Origin of the sequence: Myroides sp. JBRI-B21084 (assembly GCF_030545015.1) — a bacterium.
Lineage (GTDB): Bacteria > Bacteroidota > Bacteroidia > Flavobacteriales > Flavobacteriaceae > Flavobacterium.
In genome coordinates this window covers 189,596-203,697 of record NZ_CP120653.1, presented here as the reverse complement: position 1 = coordinate 203,697, position 14,102 = coordinate 189,596, and the positions used below count along the sequence as shown (strand labels likewise).

Below are 14,102 nucleotides of genomic sequence, written 5' to 3'. Positions count from 1 at the left end.
AACAATTTATTACATTTTGATTTTATATTTATTTTTAAAAACGCCTTGTTTGTAACAAGATGTTTATATTATCGTTTAATTTTCTACAATTTCCTTTAAAGCTTGTAAAGCTGCGGGATACATTTTATGAAAATAGTCTAAATATTCATCAATAACATCAATATCAACCGTTACAGTTGTTTTGTTGTTTTCAAATGTAAACGTATAATTTTCATGTCCACCTGCCCATTTTTCAACCATTTCTCCTGTTGTAACTTCCTGATCGCCTTGTATAAATCCGTAATGACAAATAGACACAAATTGTGCGGGAATATGTTCTTCAACTTTTGAAACCATACCTCCTCTGTTTCCATTTTCATCTGTTCCAACAAACAAAATTTTACTGCCTTTTTCCCAAGTTCCTTCATAGGTTGATGTTGGATTAAAAATAGCAGTCCAAGCGCTATAAGTTTGTTTATTACTTAAACCCAATAAAGCATCATACACATTATTAACAGGTGCGTTAATTTCAATTTTAAATTGTAATCTTTCCATAGTATAAAAGTTTAAGCGCCAAACTGGTTTAAGTGGTGATCTAAATGTTTATAATGTAATGTATTCCATTCTTCGGCAGTCATTTTACCAAATGAAAAGTTTTCTTTACCTTCAAAATAAGCAGCACCTAATTCCTGTGTTTTTAAAATATTGGCAATTAATTTACCTTTTTCTAATGCAAAGTCGCGCTGATCTGTTATAATAAAATTAGGCGCAGTACGCTCGTTATGTTTGTACGGATTTGGGCTTGTAACTAACTTTTTTACAAAAGTCTTCAGCATAAATTTCATTAAAAATCCAGGCTTTTTAAATTTTGTAGGTTCATAAGTGTAGTCAAAAGGAACATTGCAATGCGCCAACATTTGTGATACATTCATAGTACCCCATTTAGCTGAAGTATTAGGTTGTAAAGTGTTAATACGAGCAACAACTTCGTTAGCAACATCTACATTAAAGATATTTTTTATCATTTCTAAATATTTTTGTATCGATAAAAATACAAAGTTTAAATATCATTTCATAAAACATTTAAAGGTAATTTGTACTTTTACCTTTTTAACAAAATTACATGCAATTTTTGTATCAAATAATTATTACAATAGTCGGTTTTTTAATACCAATTACTGCTTATTTAAGTAGTAAAATGAAGCTTTTTATTAACGGTAGAAAAGAAACTTTTGCTCAATTAAAAAAACACTTAACCCCAAAACAAGATTACATTTGGTTTCATGTGGCATCGTTAGGTGAATACGAACAAGGATTGCCTGTAATGGAACAAATGCAAACGCAGTTTCCAAATTATAAAATAGTATTGACATTTTTTTCGCCATCGGGTTTTGAGGTGAGAAAAAACAACAAAATAGCTGATGTTACGGTTTATCTACCATTAGACACAAAACAAAATGTGAAGCGCTTTTTAGATATTGTGCAACCCAAAATGGTATTTTTTATTAAATATGAATTTTGGCCAAATTATCTAATCGAATTAAAAAAACGCAACATTCCTACCTATTTAATTTCCGGAATATTTCGTGAAAACCAATTATTTTTTAAATGGTATGGTGGTTTTTACAGAAAAGCATTGCAAAGTTTTAATCATTTTTTTGTACAAAACACTACCTCTCAAAATCTACTAAAAAGTATTGGTTTTAACAACAGCACCGTTCATGGTGATACACGTTTTGATCGCGTAGCACAGATTGTAAACCGTGTGCAACCTTTAGATTTTATTGAACAATTTAAAAACAACACAACCACTATTGTAATTGGAAGTTCATGGATTGATGACGAAGCTGTTTATTTACCTTATATTAATAATAGTACAAACGTAAAATTTATTATTGCTCCACATAATATTAAAGAAGAAGATGTTTCTAGACTAATTTCAAAAATTAATAAAAAAGTTATACAATACACAAAATGCAAACCTGAAGATTTAGCAAATGCCAATGTTTTTATAATTGATACCATTGGTATTTTAACTCAAATTTACGCATATGCCGATATTGCTTATGTTGGTGGCGCATTTAAAACAGGTTTACACAATATTTTAGAACCTGCAACTTATGGTATTCCTGTTGTTATTGGCCCTAAGTATACCAAATTTCAAGAAGCTAAAGATTTAGTAGCATTTGGTAGTTGCTTGGTTGTTAATAATACAGAAGAATTAACAACAACTTTTAACCGTTTAATTACCAATGAATCATTCAGAAATGAGTTAGGTTCAAAAAACAAAGGATTTGTTCTTAAAAACAAAAACGCTACAAAAGTGGTAATGGATTTTATAAAAAGAAATAGTTAAGGTTATAAATAAATATTGCCATTAAATAAAGTAAAATTGATAACAGATATTCTTTTCGTTTATATAATTTCAATTGAAAGAGAAAAACAGCAAAAATCATTATACCTTTAAGTGCATCTTGAAAAACTATATTATTTACTAAATTATCTGAAAAGATTGGATTATTAAGTAACATTTTATTTTTAATAACTACTAGTGTTGCACCAATACAGCAAATCAAAGTAAAAGCCATTGAAACAATACTTAATATTTTCAGAATTTTCTGTTTCTTTTCCATATCTAATAAATAATAACAAATATTATAAAATTTGAAGTACTTACCAACGAATCATTATGGGTGTTCTAAACCTAATGATTAATTTTATAAATCTTAAGTTATTTTTTTTAGTAAAAATAAAACTATTTAGCATTTAAATTAAATTATATTAGGAGTTACTTGGTTGTTAATAATACAGAAGAATTAACAACAACTTTTAACCGTTTAATTACCAATGAATCATTCAGAAATGAGTTAGGTTCAAAAAACAAAGGATTTGTTCTTAAAAACAAAAACGCTACAAAAGTGGTAATAGATTTTATTACGAAAAATTTTTAATTTTTTTTTGGTTCACATAAAAATTCACAATATAAAAAAGGGAAGAAACTATTGGTACAAAACAAAAAACAATAATCCAAATTGCTTTAGAAATAGACGTTTCTTGCTTATTTTTAATTAAAAGCACACAAGCCTAAACAAACGAAATTAGCGTTAAAACAATAAAAAATTGCCAAATAAAAAGCCCTAAACTAAAATCGCTCACAATTGTATCCATAAATATTACTTTTTTACAAATATAATCAAACCCTTTTTTTTAAAAGCTATTTAAATTGGTAATCCCTTTTTAACACCTAAAATTCGATATAAAATTTGTAACTTGGGCACTTTAATTTTTTACTCTTTTAACAAATATTAAAATGAAAAAATTACTACGCTCGTTCGTATTATTAATTTCTTTTCCCATTTTTGCCCAACAAGGCGGTATGTGGGTTCCTTCTTTATTAAAAGGAATGAACGAAAAAGAAATGAAAAGTTTAGGAATGAAAATGTCGGTTACCGATATTTACGATGTAAACAACTCTAGCTTAAAAGATGCTGTGCCCCAATTTAATGGTGGGTGTACTGCCGAAGTGATATCATCTAAAGGATTGCTTTTAACAAACCACCATTGTGGTTACGGCGAAATTCAATCGCATTCTACAGTTGAACACGATTATTTACAAGATGGTTTTTGGGCAAAATCATATGCTGAAGAATTACCAAACCCCGATTTAGAAGTTACATTTATTGTGAGTATTCACGATGTAACTAAAGAAATAATGAATGGAGTTGCAGCTTTACAAACCGAAGCCGACAAAAAAGTTGCTATTCAAAAAAACATGAGCCAATTACAAAAATCATTTAAACGTGAAGCTTGGCAAAATGTAATGATTCGCACGTTTTACGAAGGCAATCAATACATGTTATTCGTAACCGAATCGTTTGAAGATGTTCGTTTAGTAGGTGCACCGCCTTCGTCTATTGGTAAATTTGGTTCAGATACAGACAACTGGGTTTGGCCACGCCATACGGGGGATTTTTCGTTATTTAGAATTTATGCCGATAAAAACAATCGTCCTGCAAAATATTCAAAAGATAACGTTCCTTATACACCTAAACACTTTTTTCCTGTATCAATTAACGGAATTCAACCCAACGATTTTACTTTAGTTTATGGATATCCAGGTAAAACTCAAGAATATTTACCATCGTTTGCTGTAGAACAAATAGTAAACGATTTAAACCCAGCTAAAATTGAAATTCGTGATAAAGCTTTAAAAGTTGCCGATGGTTTTATGCGACAAGATCAAGCTATTAAAATACAATATGCTTCTAAATATGCAGGTATTGCTAACTACTGGAAAAAATGGATTGGCGAAAGTCAAGGTTTAAAGAAAACTAATGCAGTTGCTATTAAAAAAACTTTCGAACAAGAGTTTTTAAAACGAGCTAACAGCGATGCTAAATTTACCGAATACCGCAATTTATTACCGCAATTTGAAAAAATTTATGCCGATATTAAACCGTATGCCTTAGCACGCGATTATTTTATGGAAGTTGTTTTAAGAAACAACGAGTTATTATCGGTTGGTTTCCGTTTGTATCAATTAGAAAATGCATTTGCTAAAGTTGGAGCGCAAGGTTTTAACGATAGAAAAGAAAATCTTATAAAAGGATTAGAGGCTTTATACAAAGACTATAATAGTGATGTTGATAAAGGTATTTTTGCAGAAACAGTTAAATTGTATGGCACAAAAGCGCCTGCAAACTTAACACCTGCTGTAATACAAAATAAAGATTACAACCAATTAGCTAACGAAATTTATAGTAAATCGACATTAACATCATACGATGGTTTAAAAAAATTACTTAACGGTTCTGCCGAAGATGTACTTAAAAAAATGCAAGCAGATCCTGGTTATGTATTAGCAAAAAATCTTGCTGAAAACTATTTTAATAACATTGCTCCTAAATACGATCAAATGGCGTTAGAATTAGAAGGTTTACAACGCAATTATATGAAAGGACAGTTAGAAATGTTCCCTGACGCACGAATTTTCCCAGATGCAAACTCTACGTTACGTGTTACTTACGGTAAAGTTAATGGCTACCAACCTAGCGATGCAGTTACTTACGCACCAATTACCTATTTAGACGGAGTAATGGAAAAATATGTTCCAGGAGATTATGAGTTTGATGTACCAAAAAAATTAATAGACTTATATAATAGTAAAGATTTTGGTCCGTATGCCGATAAAAATGGTAAATTACCAGTTAACTTTATTGCAACCAACCATACAACAGGTGGTAATTCAGGATCGCCAGCTTTAGATGCAAACGGAAATTTAATAGGTTTAAATTTTGATCGCGTATGGGAAGGAACTATGAGCGATATTCATTACGACCCATCAATTTGCAGAAACATAATGGTAGATGCACGCTACATTTTGTTTGTAATTGATAAATTTGCGAACTCAAAACACCTTATAGAAGAAATGAAAATTGTAAAACCTAAAAACACCAAGAAAACAAAGCGTTAAAAATCAACATTTTACTTCTTAAAAATATTTTTTAAAAAAAAATGCAAAAATATTTTGCGGTATTAAAAAATTCATATCTTTGTAGAGAATTAATAATTAACTTTTATAATTAAAAAAATGAAAAAATTAGCATTATCATTAGTATTAGTAGCTTCTGTTGCATTCGTTTCTTGTAAAGATACAGCTAAAGAACCTACAGAAGAAACTACAGTTGAAACTCCAGCTATGGAAGAAGCTCCAGCTACTGAAGAAGTTGCTCCTGCAACTGAGGCTGCTCCAGCTACTGAAGCTGCTCCAGCTACTGAAGCTCCAGCTACTGAAGCTGCTCCAGCTACTGAAGCTCCAGCTGCTCACTAATATCTAAGTGATTAAAGTTAAAAAAGCCTTGCCAACGCAAGGCTTTTATTTTTTTACCCACTCCTACTTTAGTTTTAGGGTACAAAAAAAAGGATATTTAACATATCCTTTTTTTCTATTTTTTAGTTTACTGCAGTTGGGTTTGCTGGTATAGCTAAATCTTGGTTTATAAATTCACCATTAATCATTGGTATAAACAAACGGTTGTATTTGTGACCTTCGGTTTTTGTATGCAATACACCACGCGTTGTATTCATTGTAAACATAGCCAATTCATGTAATAACCCTTTTGGTAAAATTAACTGATCGCCTTTTACAAAAAACTGCCAACCTGTAGGTTCAAATTCAAATTCACAAGCAACTGCTATTTCCATAACTTCAGCTTTATCTAATAAAAATTTGAATTTTGATATAGTTTTTACAAAACGTTTTTCATTATTTACACCAAACTGAAAATCGAAATTTAAATCTAATGTTCCATTTTCAGTATCGTTTTCATACATTTTAAAATCTTCGGTTGTAATATTAATTAATCTAAAATTAATATTTACTGGTTGTTCATTCATAATATTTATTACTATTTAATTATTCAATTTTATTAATTCTTCTAAATACATACGGCTGTTAGATAAGCGTGGTATTTTATTTTGTCCGCCTAATTTATCTTGTTTACTTAGCCATAAATGAAAAAGGTTTGGTTTTGCAACATTTATAACCAATTCATTCAATGTCATATTGTTATATCTTTTGGCTTCGTAATCAGAGTTTAGTGTTTGAATATTTTCATCTAATTGCTTTTTAAAAGCCAATAAATCAGTCGGTTCTTCTTTAAATTCAATTATCCATTCGTGTGCTCCTTTTTGGTTGTCTTTCATAAAAACAGGTGCAACGGTATATTCAACCACATCAACATTAAACGCTTTTGCAGTTAAAGCCAAAGCTTTGTCGGTATTTTCAATCATTAATTCTTCGCCAAAAACATTTATATAATGCTTTGTTCTACCTGTAATTTTAATTCGGTATGGATCTAATGAAGTAAACCTAACGGTATCACCAATAATATACCTCCAAAGTCCTGCGTTGGTTGTTATTACAACTGCATAGCTTTTATTTAACTGAACATCGGCTAAAGATACAGTTTTTTGATTAGATGTTGCAAAAGTATCCATTGGAATAAATTCGTAAAAAATACCATAATCTAACATCAGCAACATATCATCAGCATTATTACGATCTTGAATAGCAAAAAAACCTTCGGATGCGTTATAATTTTCGTAAAAACGAAAAGATTCTTTAGGGAACAATTTTTGATATTGCTCTTTATAAGGTTCAAAACTAATGCCTCCGTGAAAATACACTTCAGCATTAGGCCAAAGTTCTAATAAATTAGTTTTTTGAGTATCTTGCAACACATTATTTAACAAAACCAACAACCACGAAGGCACCCCTAACAAACTGGTTACGTTTTCGTTTTTGGTTTCTTTAACTATAGTTTTCATTTTTTCGTTCCATTCGTTCATTAATGAAACTTTACTATTTGGTGTAGAACCTAATTCGGCCCAAAAAGGCAAATTATCAATTAAAATGGCCGATAAATCGCCAAAAATAGTGTTATTATCTGCATAAAGCTGCTTACTACCCCCTAACCTTAAACTTTTTCCAGTAAAAAGTTGAGAATCTTCGTTATTATTTAAATACAAACAAAGCATATCTTTGCCGGCCTTGTAATGGCAATTCTCTAAAGCGTTGGCGCTAACAGGTATAAACTTACTTTTTGCATTTGTGGTTCCGCTTGATTTTGCAAAATATTTAATAGGTTCGGGCCAATAAATATTGTTTTCACCTTTACGACTGCGTTCTATTAATGGCTCAATTTGTTCATAAAACGATACAGGAACGCGCTGGGCAAATGTTTGGTACGAATTAATTGAAGAAAAATCATATTTCTTCCCTATTTCGGTTTGTTTTGCCCTTTGAATTAAATTCAAAAGCAGCTCATTTTGAACCTCGTGCGGATACTTTGTAAAAAGCTCTATTTGATGTATGCGTTTCTTTAAAATCCACGATACAAAAGAGTTGATTATAGATAATGCCATGTTTTTTTAACTGCGCAAAATGCAAAGTGTTCTATTTACTTTGTACTTTTGCAATTCATTCAAAAATAAAAAAAATCTTATGCAATACGAAGGAGTTTTAAATAAAATGCATACAGAATTTGCAAATCCTATACAATATTACTTGGTTTTTGAACAAGCTTTTATACATATCAACCAAATAATTAATAAAGATATTGAAATACAGCACATTGGCTACCAATGCTTAAATTGCGCAAAAGAAAAGAAAATTTTTAGACAAGGTTTTTGTTTCGATTGTTTTACAAGCAGTGCAGCTGCAGGCGATTGGATTATGCGTCCTGAACTAAGTAAAGCACATTTAGGCATTGCCGACCGCGATTTGGCATACGAGCAAAAAGTACAACTACAACCACATATTGTATATTTTGCAGTTGCAAGTGATTTAAAAGTAGGTGTTACACGTAAAACCCAGGTGCCAACACGTTGGATTGATCAAGGCGCATCGGCAGCTATTCCAATTGTTGAAGTGCCTAACCGATATTTAGCAGGTATAACCGAAGTTGCTTTAAAACAACATTATACAGATAAAACCAACTGGCGAAAAATGGTACAAAACCAAATTATTAATGTAGATTTAATACAAGCTGTAAAAAATACCGAGTCTTTTTTACCTGCTGAAATTATGCCTTATTACGAAAAAACTCAACAAGAAATCTATGAATTAAACTATCCTGTTGAGCAGTATCCAACCACATGTAAAAGTTTAAATTTAGATAAAACACCTAACTATAAAGGTAAATTAGTTGGCGTTAAAGGCCAATACTTACTATTTAATGATGGAACTGTTTTTAATGTTCGAAGCTACGAAGGCTTTAAAATTCATTTATCAATAAACTAAAACCCTACACAATACCGTTAAGCAATTAAGTATTATAATTATATTTGTAAAAATTTCATTAAAAATGTCGGAACAAATCAATCCATATAAAGATTCTAATTTAGGTAAAAAACAGCAAGTTGAACAAATGTTCGATACTATTTCGGGAAATTACGACAGTTTAAACCGTATGATATCATTAGGAACCGATCAAGGTTGGCGTCGTAACGTATTAAAAATGGTATCAAGCACAAACCCCGAATCTATTTTAGATATAGCAACTGGTACAGGCGATTTAGCTATTTTATTGGCAAAATCAAATGCAAAGCGCATTGTTGGGTTAGATCTTTCGGCTGGTATGTTAGAAGTAGGTAAAGCCAAAATTAAGGCTTTAAACCTTCAACAAACTATTGAAATGATTCAAGGCGATTCTGAAAATTTACCTTTTCAAGACAATACTTTTGATGCAATTACCGTTGCTTTTGGTGTGCGCAATTTTGAAAATTTAGAAAAAGGTTTATCTGAAATTGCACGAGTGTTAAAACCAAACGGAATTTTTGTTATCTTAGAAACTTCGGTTCCAACTAAATTTCCGTTTAAACAGGGCTACAATTTTTATATGAAAACCCTAATGCCATTAATTGGTAAAATGTTTTCAAAAGATAAAAAAGCCTACGAATATTTATCAGAATCGGCACAAAATTTTCCGTATGGTGAACAATTAAATGCCATTTTACGAAAAGTAGGATTTAAAAATGTAAAGCATAACCCACAAACCATGGGAGTTGCAACAATTTATTCAGCATCAAAATAAAATATGAAAAATTTATTAATTGCCTTTTGTTTATTTGTATCTGCAAACACTTTTGCACAAGGTATGTTTGGTAAAAACCCTTACCGTAACCAGCAAAACTGGGACCAACAACGTGTGCATTACGGATATTTTCTAGGTTGTAGTTCGTATAATTTTAAGATTGATTATTCTAAAAGTTTTTACGATAAAAATGGAAGTAATGAAATTTTAGTAGAACCTTCAACCGGTTTTAATGTAGGTTTAGTGGGCAATTTACGTTTAATGGAGTATTTAGATTTGCGTTTTGAACCTGGATTGTATTATACCCGTAGAAAGTTAATTTATCCACATATTACAAATCCCGATCAAAACACACGCGATGTACCAGCTACGTACATACATTTTCCGTTATTGCTTAAATTTTCCGCTTTAAGAGCCGGAAACATTCGTCCGTACATTTTAACAGGTTTATCGCAAACTTTAAATTTAAGCAGCAACGAAACATCTAAAGACGATAACTACCAAGGCCAATTTAGAATGAAAAAATGGACAGCTAATTATGAATTAGGTGTTGGTATTGATTTTTATTTTGAACATTTTAAATTTACACCTTCTATACGTGGAGTGTTTGGTTTACAAGACGAATTAATTCGTGATAAAAATTCGAACAGCCCATGGACTGGCGATATTGAATCAATGAAAACACGTGGTGTATTTATTAATTTCACTGTTCATTAATGGTTTTAATTATTAGTTTTTAACCAAAAGATAAAAAAATCCTGCAAATTTAACTTGCAGGATTTTTCTTTTGTTTTTTAATGTGTTTCTTCAAATATTTTTTTAAATCTTTATAAATACTACCTTTTAAACGATTATTTTCTAGCATTTGCAATGCCTTTTCAACTTTAACGGTAGTAGACATTTCAAGAAAACCTTGATATGAAAATTGCCCTTTACCTTCAATTTGATCAATCACTGCCTGCGGATTTTCCTCAATTAACGCTACTATCAAATGATAGGCATTTGATTTTACTGCATCATCAAAAAATTCTTTATAAGCATTCTTTTTTTTAAATTTATTCTGAGCTGCTTGTTTTTCGGTACTATAAATTTGAGCATTTCCTAACTGTGAAATAAACACTATTGCAAGGGTTACAAATATCTTCATAATTAATTGGTTTACATAATTAATAAAAACTATTCATTCCTTTTAAACTCGCTTAAAATAACAGCGGTTGCTGTAGCTACGTTTAAACTTTCGGTTTGCTGTAAATTGCCAAAACGCGGTATAGAAATGCGTTGCGTAACTAAAGTTTCAATTTCGGGTAAAATTCCGTTAGCTTCGTTACCCATTACAATAATTCCGTTGTTTGGCAAATTGGTTTTGTAAATATTATCGCCGTTCATAAACGTACCAAAAACAGGTTCGTTTGTATTCTTTAAATAATCAGCTAAATTGGTATAAAATACATTAACACGCGTTAACGAACCCATGGTTGCTTGTACCACTTTGGGGTTGTACACATCAACCGTATCGTTGCTACAAATTAAATCGGTAACACCAAACCAATCGCATAAACGTATAATGGTTCCTAAATTACCTGGGTCGCGTACATCGCTTAAAGCTACTTTTAAAGAATTTTTAGCTGGTGGTTGCACTGTTTTCATTTTAAAAACGGCTAAACATTCGTTAGGTGTTGTTAAAAATGATATTTTTTTTAATTCAGAATCGGTAATTTCAGTAACAAATTCTTTTAAAACATTAAATTGCAATTGCTTTGTAGTGTAAATTTGCACTACAGAAATGTTAGCTTGTAGCAATTCATGAATCACTTTAAAACCTTCGGCAACAAAAACCTGATGGGTATCGCGAAACTTTTTTTGTTTGAATTGTGTTATATATTTGATTTGGTTCTTAGTAAGCATTCGTAAAAAATTGTAATTTTACCTATTGAAATAGATTTAACTTGAAAAATAATTTATCAAAAATAGTACTTATTGCTATAATAACCAGCTTTTTTTTAGCTTGTTCGGTTACAAAGCGTGTGCCTAGTAATGAACGCCTGCTTTTAGAAAACGAAATTATTATAAATAATAAAAAAGAAACCAACGAAAACATTACTAATTTACTGTATCAGCAACCAAACAGCAATGTGTTAGGGTATCGCTTGCGTTTGCAAATGTATAATGCTGCAAAGGTAAATCCCGACTCTAGCTACCAAGCGTGGTTAGACAAACACCGCAAAAGCGAACGTTTTTTAACTAATTTACTATCGGCTAAACAAGTAGATCGCTTGGGAACATCGTTTTTTGTATCAGGTTTAAGTAGAACTTTAAAAGATTTAGGCGAAGCACCTGTGCTTTATAATAACGAACGCACTAAAAAATCACTTATTCGTTTAAAAAATTATTATTTTAATCAAGGATATTTCAACACAAAAGTAAGTTATACATTAGATAGCTTACATCCAAAAAAAATAAAAGCAAACTACCACGTAACAACAGGTAAGCCTTATGTGTACGATAGTATTTCGGTGCAAGTACAATCGGCAGCATTAGATTCACTTTACAAAACCAACAAACGCCCTAGTATATTAAAAAAAGGTGATACATATAACGCCGCAAAGTTAGATGAAGAACGCGACCGAATTACTACTTTTATTAGAAACAACGGCGGTTACGATTTTCAAAGAACTTATATTAACTATGTAGTTGATACCTTAAAAAACAACCATACAGCCGATGTTTTTTTAACTATTGACGATAAAACAATTAAACAAGGAGATACTTTAACTACCGAGCCTTTTAAACTTTATAAAATTAGCAGCGTAAACCTTTATACAAGTAATGTAGCCGAAGAAGCTACACAAATAACCGATACTGTAACCTATAAAAACATAAATATATACAGTAAAGGAACTTTAAGTTACAAACCAAAAGTATTGCGCAACGCCATTTTTATTGATAAAGATACTTATTTTTCAGATACACGCCGTTTAATAACTTCGCGCTCGTTAAGTAATTTAAAGGTTTTTAACTACCCTACTATAGAGTATGTTCCTGATACTACAGATAGTTTAGGACAAAGTTTAATTGCCAACGTTACGTTAAACCCACGTAAAAGAATACAATTTAACCCAACTATCGATTTAAGTCATTCTACCATTCAAGATTTTGGTATAGAAGGTAGTGTAGGTTTTTTATTTAGAAATTTATTTAAAGGTGCCGAAATTTTAGATGTTGGCATACGCGGTAATATTGGTTCGTCTGCATCAAGATACCGAAGTAATCAAAATACGTTTTTTGATATTTTTGAGTACGGAGCAAATGTAAAATTAACCTTTCCACGATTTTTATTTTTTTCTAACCAAATAGAAAAAATAATAGATAGAACTTCATTTCCAAACACTACATTAAGTATAGGTTTTTTTAACCAACAAAATATAGGTTTAGATAAGCAAAACGTAACAGGAGTGTACAATTACACGTGGTCATACAAACGCAGGAACACCATTACTTTTGATGTTTTTAACTTGCAATTTGTACGCAACATGAATCCAAACAACTATTTCAATATTTACAGATCAAGTTACAACAGGTTAAATGAAATAGCACAAAACACAAATACTAACCCAGCTTATGTTGATGCAAACGGCAATTTAATAATTGGCAACCCAGGTACCGATGCCTTTATAACCGATGTTTTAAATAGAAGCACACCAACAAATAATGACCAATACAACAGTGTATTAAGTATAGACGAACGTAAAACGCGTTTAACAGAGAACAACTTAATACTTGCCAGCAACATTGTTTACACCTATTCAGATAGATTTAACTATAAAGATCAAGATTTTATAAGTTTTCGAACAAAAATTGAGTCGGCAGGTAGTTTATTAAATTTATTAACCAAATCAAACGCGAAAGTAAATACAGCAGGCAAAACCACTATTTTAGATGTAGCTTATTCACAATATATTAAAGGTGAAGTAGATTTTGTTAAATACATAGATTTAGGTCGACAAAAAATAGTGGCATTACGTGCATTTGCAGGATTGGCACTACCCGTAGGCAATTCAGACAATATTCCCTTTTCACGCAGTTATTTTGCAGGCGGAACAAATGATAACCGCGCTTGGCAATCATACCGTTTAGGCCCTGGACGCAGCGGCGGAATTTTAGATTTTAACGAAGCAAATATGAAATTAGCTTTTAATGCCGAATACCGTTTTAATGTAACAGGTCCTTGGAATGTAGCCCTTTTTGCCGATGCAGGTAATATTTGGAACGCTTTTGACAATGTTAAAGATGAAGAAATGACCTTTAACGGACTAAAATCGTTGCAAGATATAGCGTTAGGAACCGGTTTAGGCATCCGTTACGATTTTTCTTTTTTTGTAATTCGATGTGATTTAGGATTTAAAACCTACAACCCCGCAAATAACCCTGGCAATAAATGGTTTAAAGAGTGGAATTTAAGTAAAACCGTTTTAAATGTCGGAATTAATTATCCGTTTTAATAAAATTACTATTTTTGTAAGCTAAATT

Annotated in this window: 15 protein-coding genes; 7 read left to right on the top strand and 8 right to left on the bottom strand. The window is 31.1% G+C overall.

All coding sequences use genetic code 11. The annotated features are described in order from the left end of the window. Window positions 1-75: 75 nt before the first annotated feature. Together P3875_RS01015 and P3875_RS01010 are read right to left on the bottom strand one after the other, a co-directional pair. Window positions 76-534: an SRPBCC domain-containing protein gene (locus P3875_RS01015; RefSeq protein WP_303444400.1), complete on the bottom strand. Its 459-nt coding sequence runs from the start codon at window positions 532-534 to the stop codon at window positions 76-78. 11 nt (window positions 535-545) lie between these two features. Continuing rightward, complete coding sequence (locus tag P3875_RS01010; protein ID WP_317622828.1) at window positions 546-1,004, bottom strand: DUF1569 domain-containing protein; 459 nt, start codon at window positions 1,002-1,004, stop codon at window positions 546-548. 98 nt (window positions 1,005-1,102) lie between these two features. Here P3875_RS01010 and P3875_RS01005 point away from each other — a divergent pair, with 98 nt between their 5' ends. Then, entirely contained in the window at window positions 1,103-2,335 is a 1,233-nt protein-coding gene (locus tag P3875_RS01005; RefSeq protein WP_303444399.1) for a 3-deoxy-D-manno-octulosonic acid transferase, read from the top strand. Here the strand turns inward: P3875_RS01005 and P3875_RS01000 are convergent. Then, window positions 2,316-2,612, bottom strand: coding sequence for a hypothetical protein (locus P3875_RS01000; RefSeq protein WP_303444398.1), 297 nt, complete (start codon window positions 2,610-2,612; stop codon window positions 2,316-2,318). The genes P3875_RS01005 and P3875_RS01000 overlap by 20 nt on opposite strands. Window positions 2,613-2,913: 301 nt before the next feature. Then, window positions 2,914-3,057: a PLDc N-terminal domain-containing protein gene (locus tag P3875_RS12140; protein WP_442930321.1), complete on the bottom strand. Its 144-nt coding sequence runs from the start codon at window positions 3,055-3,057 to the stop codon at window positions 2,914-2,916. Between the two features lie 232 nt (window positions 3,058-3,289). Here P3875_RS12140 and P3875_RS00995 point away from each other — a divergent pair, with 232 nt between their 5' ends. Both P3875_RS00995 and P3875_RS00990 read left to right on the top strand, forming a co-directional pair. After that, window positions 3,290-5,452 carry a S46 family peptidase gene (locus P3875_RS00995; protein ID WP_303444397.1) on the top strand — a complete coding sequence of 721 codons (2,163 nt, stop codon included), beginning with the start codon at window positions 3,290-3,292 and terminating at the stop codon, window positions 5,450-5,452. A 117-nt stretch (window positions 5,453-5,569) separates the two neighbouring features. Further along, entirely contained in the window at window positions 5,570-5,809 is a 240-nt protein-coding gene (locus tag P3875_RS00990; RefSeq protein WP_303444396.1) for a hypothetical protein, read from the top strand. A gap of 122 nt (window positions 5,810-5,931) precedes the next feature. On the opposite strand, the gene P3875_RS00985 is transcribed toward P3875_RS00990, so the two are convergent. Continuing rightward, a complete protein-coding gene (locus tag P3875_RS00985; RefSeq protein ID WP_303444395.1) occupies window positions 5,932-6,375 on the bottom strand; it encodes a hypothetical protein in 444 nt (147 codons plus the stop codon). Window positions 6,376-6,390: 15 nt separating this feature from the next. Next, window positions 6,391-7,905: a GH3 auxin-responsive promoter family protein gene (locus tag P3875_RS00980; RefSeq protein WP_303444394.1), complete on the bottom strand. Its 1,515-nt coding sequence runs from the start codon at window positions 7,903-7,905 to the stop codon at window positions 6,391-6,393. A gap of 79 nt (window positions 7,906-7,984) precedes the next feature. Between P3875_RS00980 and P3875_RS00975 the strand changes: the two genes are divergently transcribed. The 3 genes from P3875_RS00975 (at window position 7,985) to porT (ending at window position 10,292) form a co-directional block, all read left to right on the top strand. Continuing rightward, on the top strand, window positions 7,985-8,782 hold the full coding sequence (locus P3875_RS00975) for a DUF2797 domain-containing protein (protein WP_303444393.1): 798 nt from the start codon (window positions 7,985-7,987) through the stop codon (window positions 8,780-8,782). A gap of 64 nt (window positions 8,783-8,846) precedes the next feature. Further along, on the top strand, window positions 8,847-9,575 hold the full coding sequence (ubiE, locus tag P3875_RS00970; RefSeq protein WP_303444392.1) for a bifunctional demethylmenaquinone methyltransferase/2-methoxy-6-polyprenyl-1,4-benzoquinol methylase UbiE: 729 nt from the start codon (window positions 8,847-8,849) through the stop codon (window positions 9,573-9,575). A 3-nt stretch (window positions 9,576-9,578) separates the two neighbouring features. After that, window positions 9,579-10,292, top strand: a complete 714-nt coding sequence (gene porT / locus P3875_RS00965; protein ID WP_303444391.1) for a type IX secretion/gliding motility protein PorT/SprT — start codon at window positions 9,579-9,581, stop codon at window positions 10,290-10,292. Between the two features lie 49 nt (window positions 10,293-10,341). Here the strand turns inward: porT and P3875_RS00960 are convergent, their stop codons facing one another. Both P3875_RS00960 and P3875_RS00955 read right to left on the bottom strand, forming a co-directional pair. Further along, a complete protein-coding gene (locus P3875_RS00960; RefSeq protein ID WP_303444390.1) occupies window positions 10,342-10,722 on the bottom strand; it encodes a hypothetical protein in 381 nt (126 codons plus the stop codon). Window positions 10,723-10,751: 29 nt separating this feature from the next. Then, window positions 10,752-11,480 (bottom strand): TrmH family RNA methyltransferase, encoded by a 729-nt coding sequence (locus tag P3875_RS00955; protein ID WP_303444389.1) that lies wholly within the window; start codon window positions 11,478-11,480, stop codon window positions 10,752-10,754. A 41-nt stretch (window positions 11,481-11,521) separates the two neighbouring features. On the opposite strand from P3875_RS00955, the gene tamL reads away from it, so the two are divergent. Beyond that, a complete protein-coding gene (tamL, locus tag P3875_RS00950; protein WP_303444388.1) occupies window positions 11,522-14,074 on the top strand; it encodes a translocation and assembly module lipoprotein TamL in 2,553 nt (850 codons plus the stop codon). The last annotated feature ends 28 nt before the right edge of the window (window positions 14,075-14,102 follow it).

Excerpts from the sequence above, each read along its gene's own strand:
- P3875_RS01015 (WP_303444400.1), bottom strand. The coding sequence starts at position 534 with ATGGAAAGATTACAATTTAAAATTGAAATTAACGCACCTGTTAATAAT.
- P3875_RS01010 (WP_317622828.1), bottom strand. The coding sequence starts at position 1,004 with ATGATAAAAAATATCTTTAATGTAGATGTTGCTAACGAAGTTGTTGCT.
- P3875_RS01005 (WP_303444399.1), top strand. The coding sequence starts at position 1,103 with ATGCAATTTTTGTATCAAATAATTATTACAATAGTCGGTTTTTTAATA.
- P3875_RS01000 (WP_303444398.1), bottom strand. The coding sequence starts at position 2,612 with ATGGAAAAGAAACAGAAAATTCTGAAAATATTAAGTATTGTTTCAATG.
- P3875_RS00995 (WP_303444397.1), top strand. The coding sequence starts at position 3,290 with ATGAAAAAATTACTACGCTCGTTCGTATTATTAATTTCTTTTCCCATT.
- P3875_RS00990 (WP_303444396.1), top strand. The coding sequence starts at position 5,570 with ATGAAAAAATTAGCATTATCATTAGTATTAGTAGCTTCTGTTGCATTC.
- P3875_RS00985 (WP_303444395.1), bottom strand. The coding sequence starts at position 6,375 with ATGAATGAACAACCAGTAAATATTAATTTTAGATTAATTAATATTACA.
- P3875_RS00980 (WP_303444394.1), bottom strand. The coding sequence starts at position 7,905 with ATGGCATTATCTATAATCAACTCTTTTGTATCGTGGATTTTAAAGAAA.
- P3875_RS00975 (WP_303444393.1), top strand. The coding sequence starts at position 7,985 with ATGCAATACGAAGGAGTTTTAAATAAAATGCATACAGAATTTGCAAAT.
- ubiE (WP_303444392.1), top strand. The coding sequence starts at position 8,847 with ATGTCGGAACAAATCAATCCATATAAAGATTCTAATTTAGGTAAAAAA.
- porT (WP_303444391.1), top strand. The coding sequence starts at position 9,579 with ATGAAAAATTTATTAATTGCCTTTTGTTTATTTGTATCTGCAAACACT.
- P3875_RS00960 (WP_303444390.1), bottom strand. The coding sequence starts at position 10,722 with ATGAAGATATTTGTAACCCTTGCAATAGTGTTTATTTCACAGTTAGGA.
- P3875_RS00955 (WP_303444389.1), bottom strand. The coding sequence starts at position 11,480 with ATGCTTACTAAGAACCAAATCAAATATATAACACAATTCAAACAAAAA.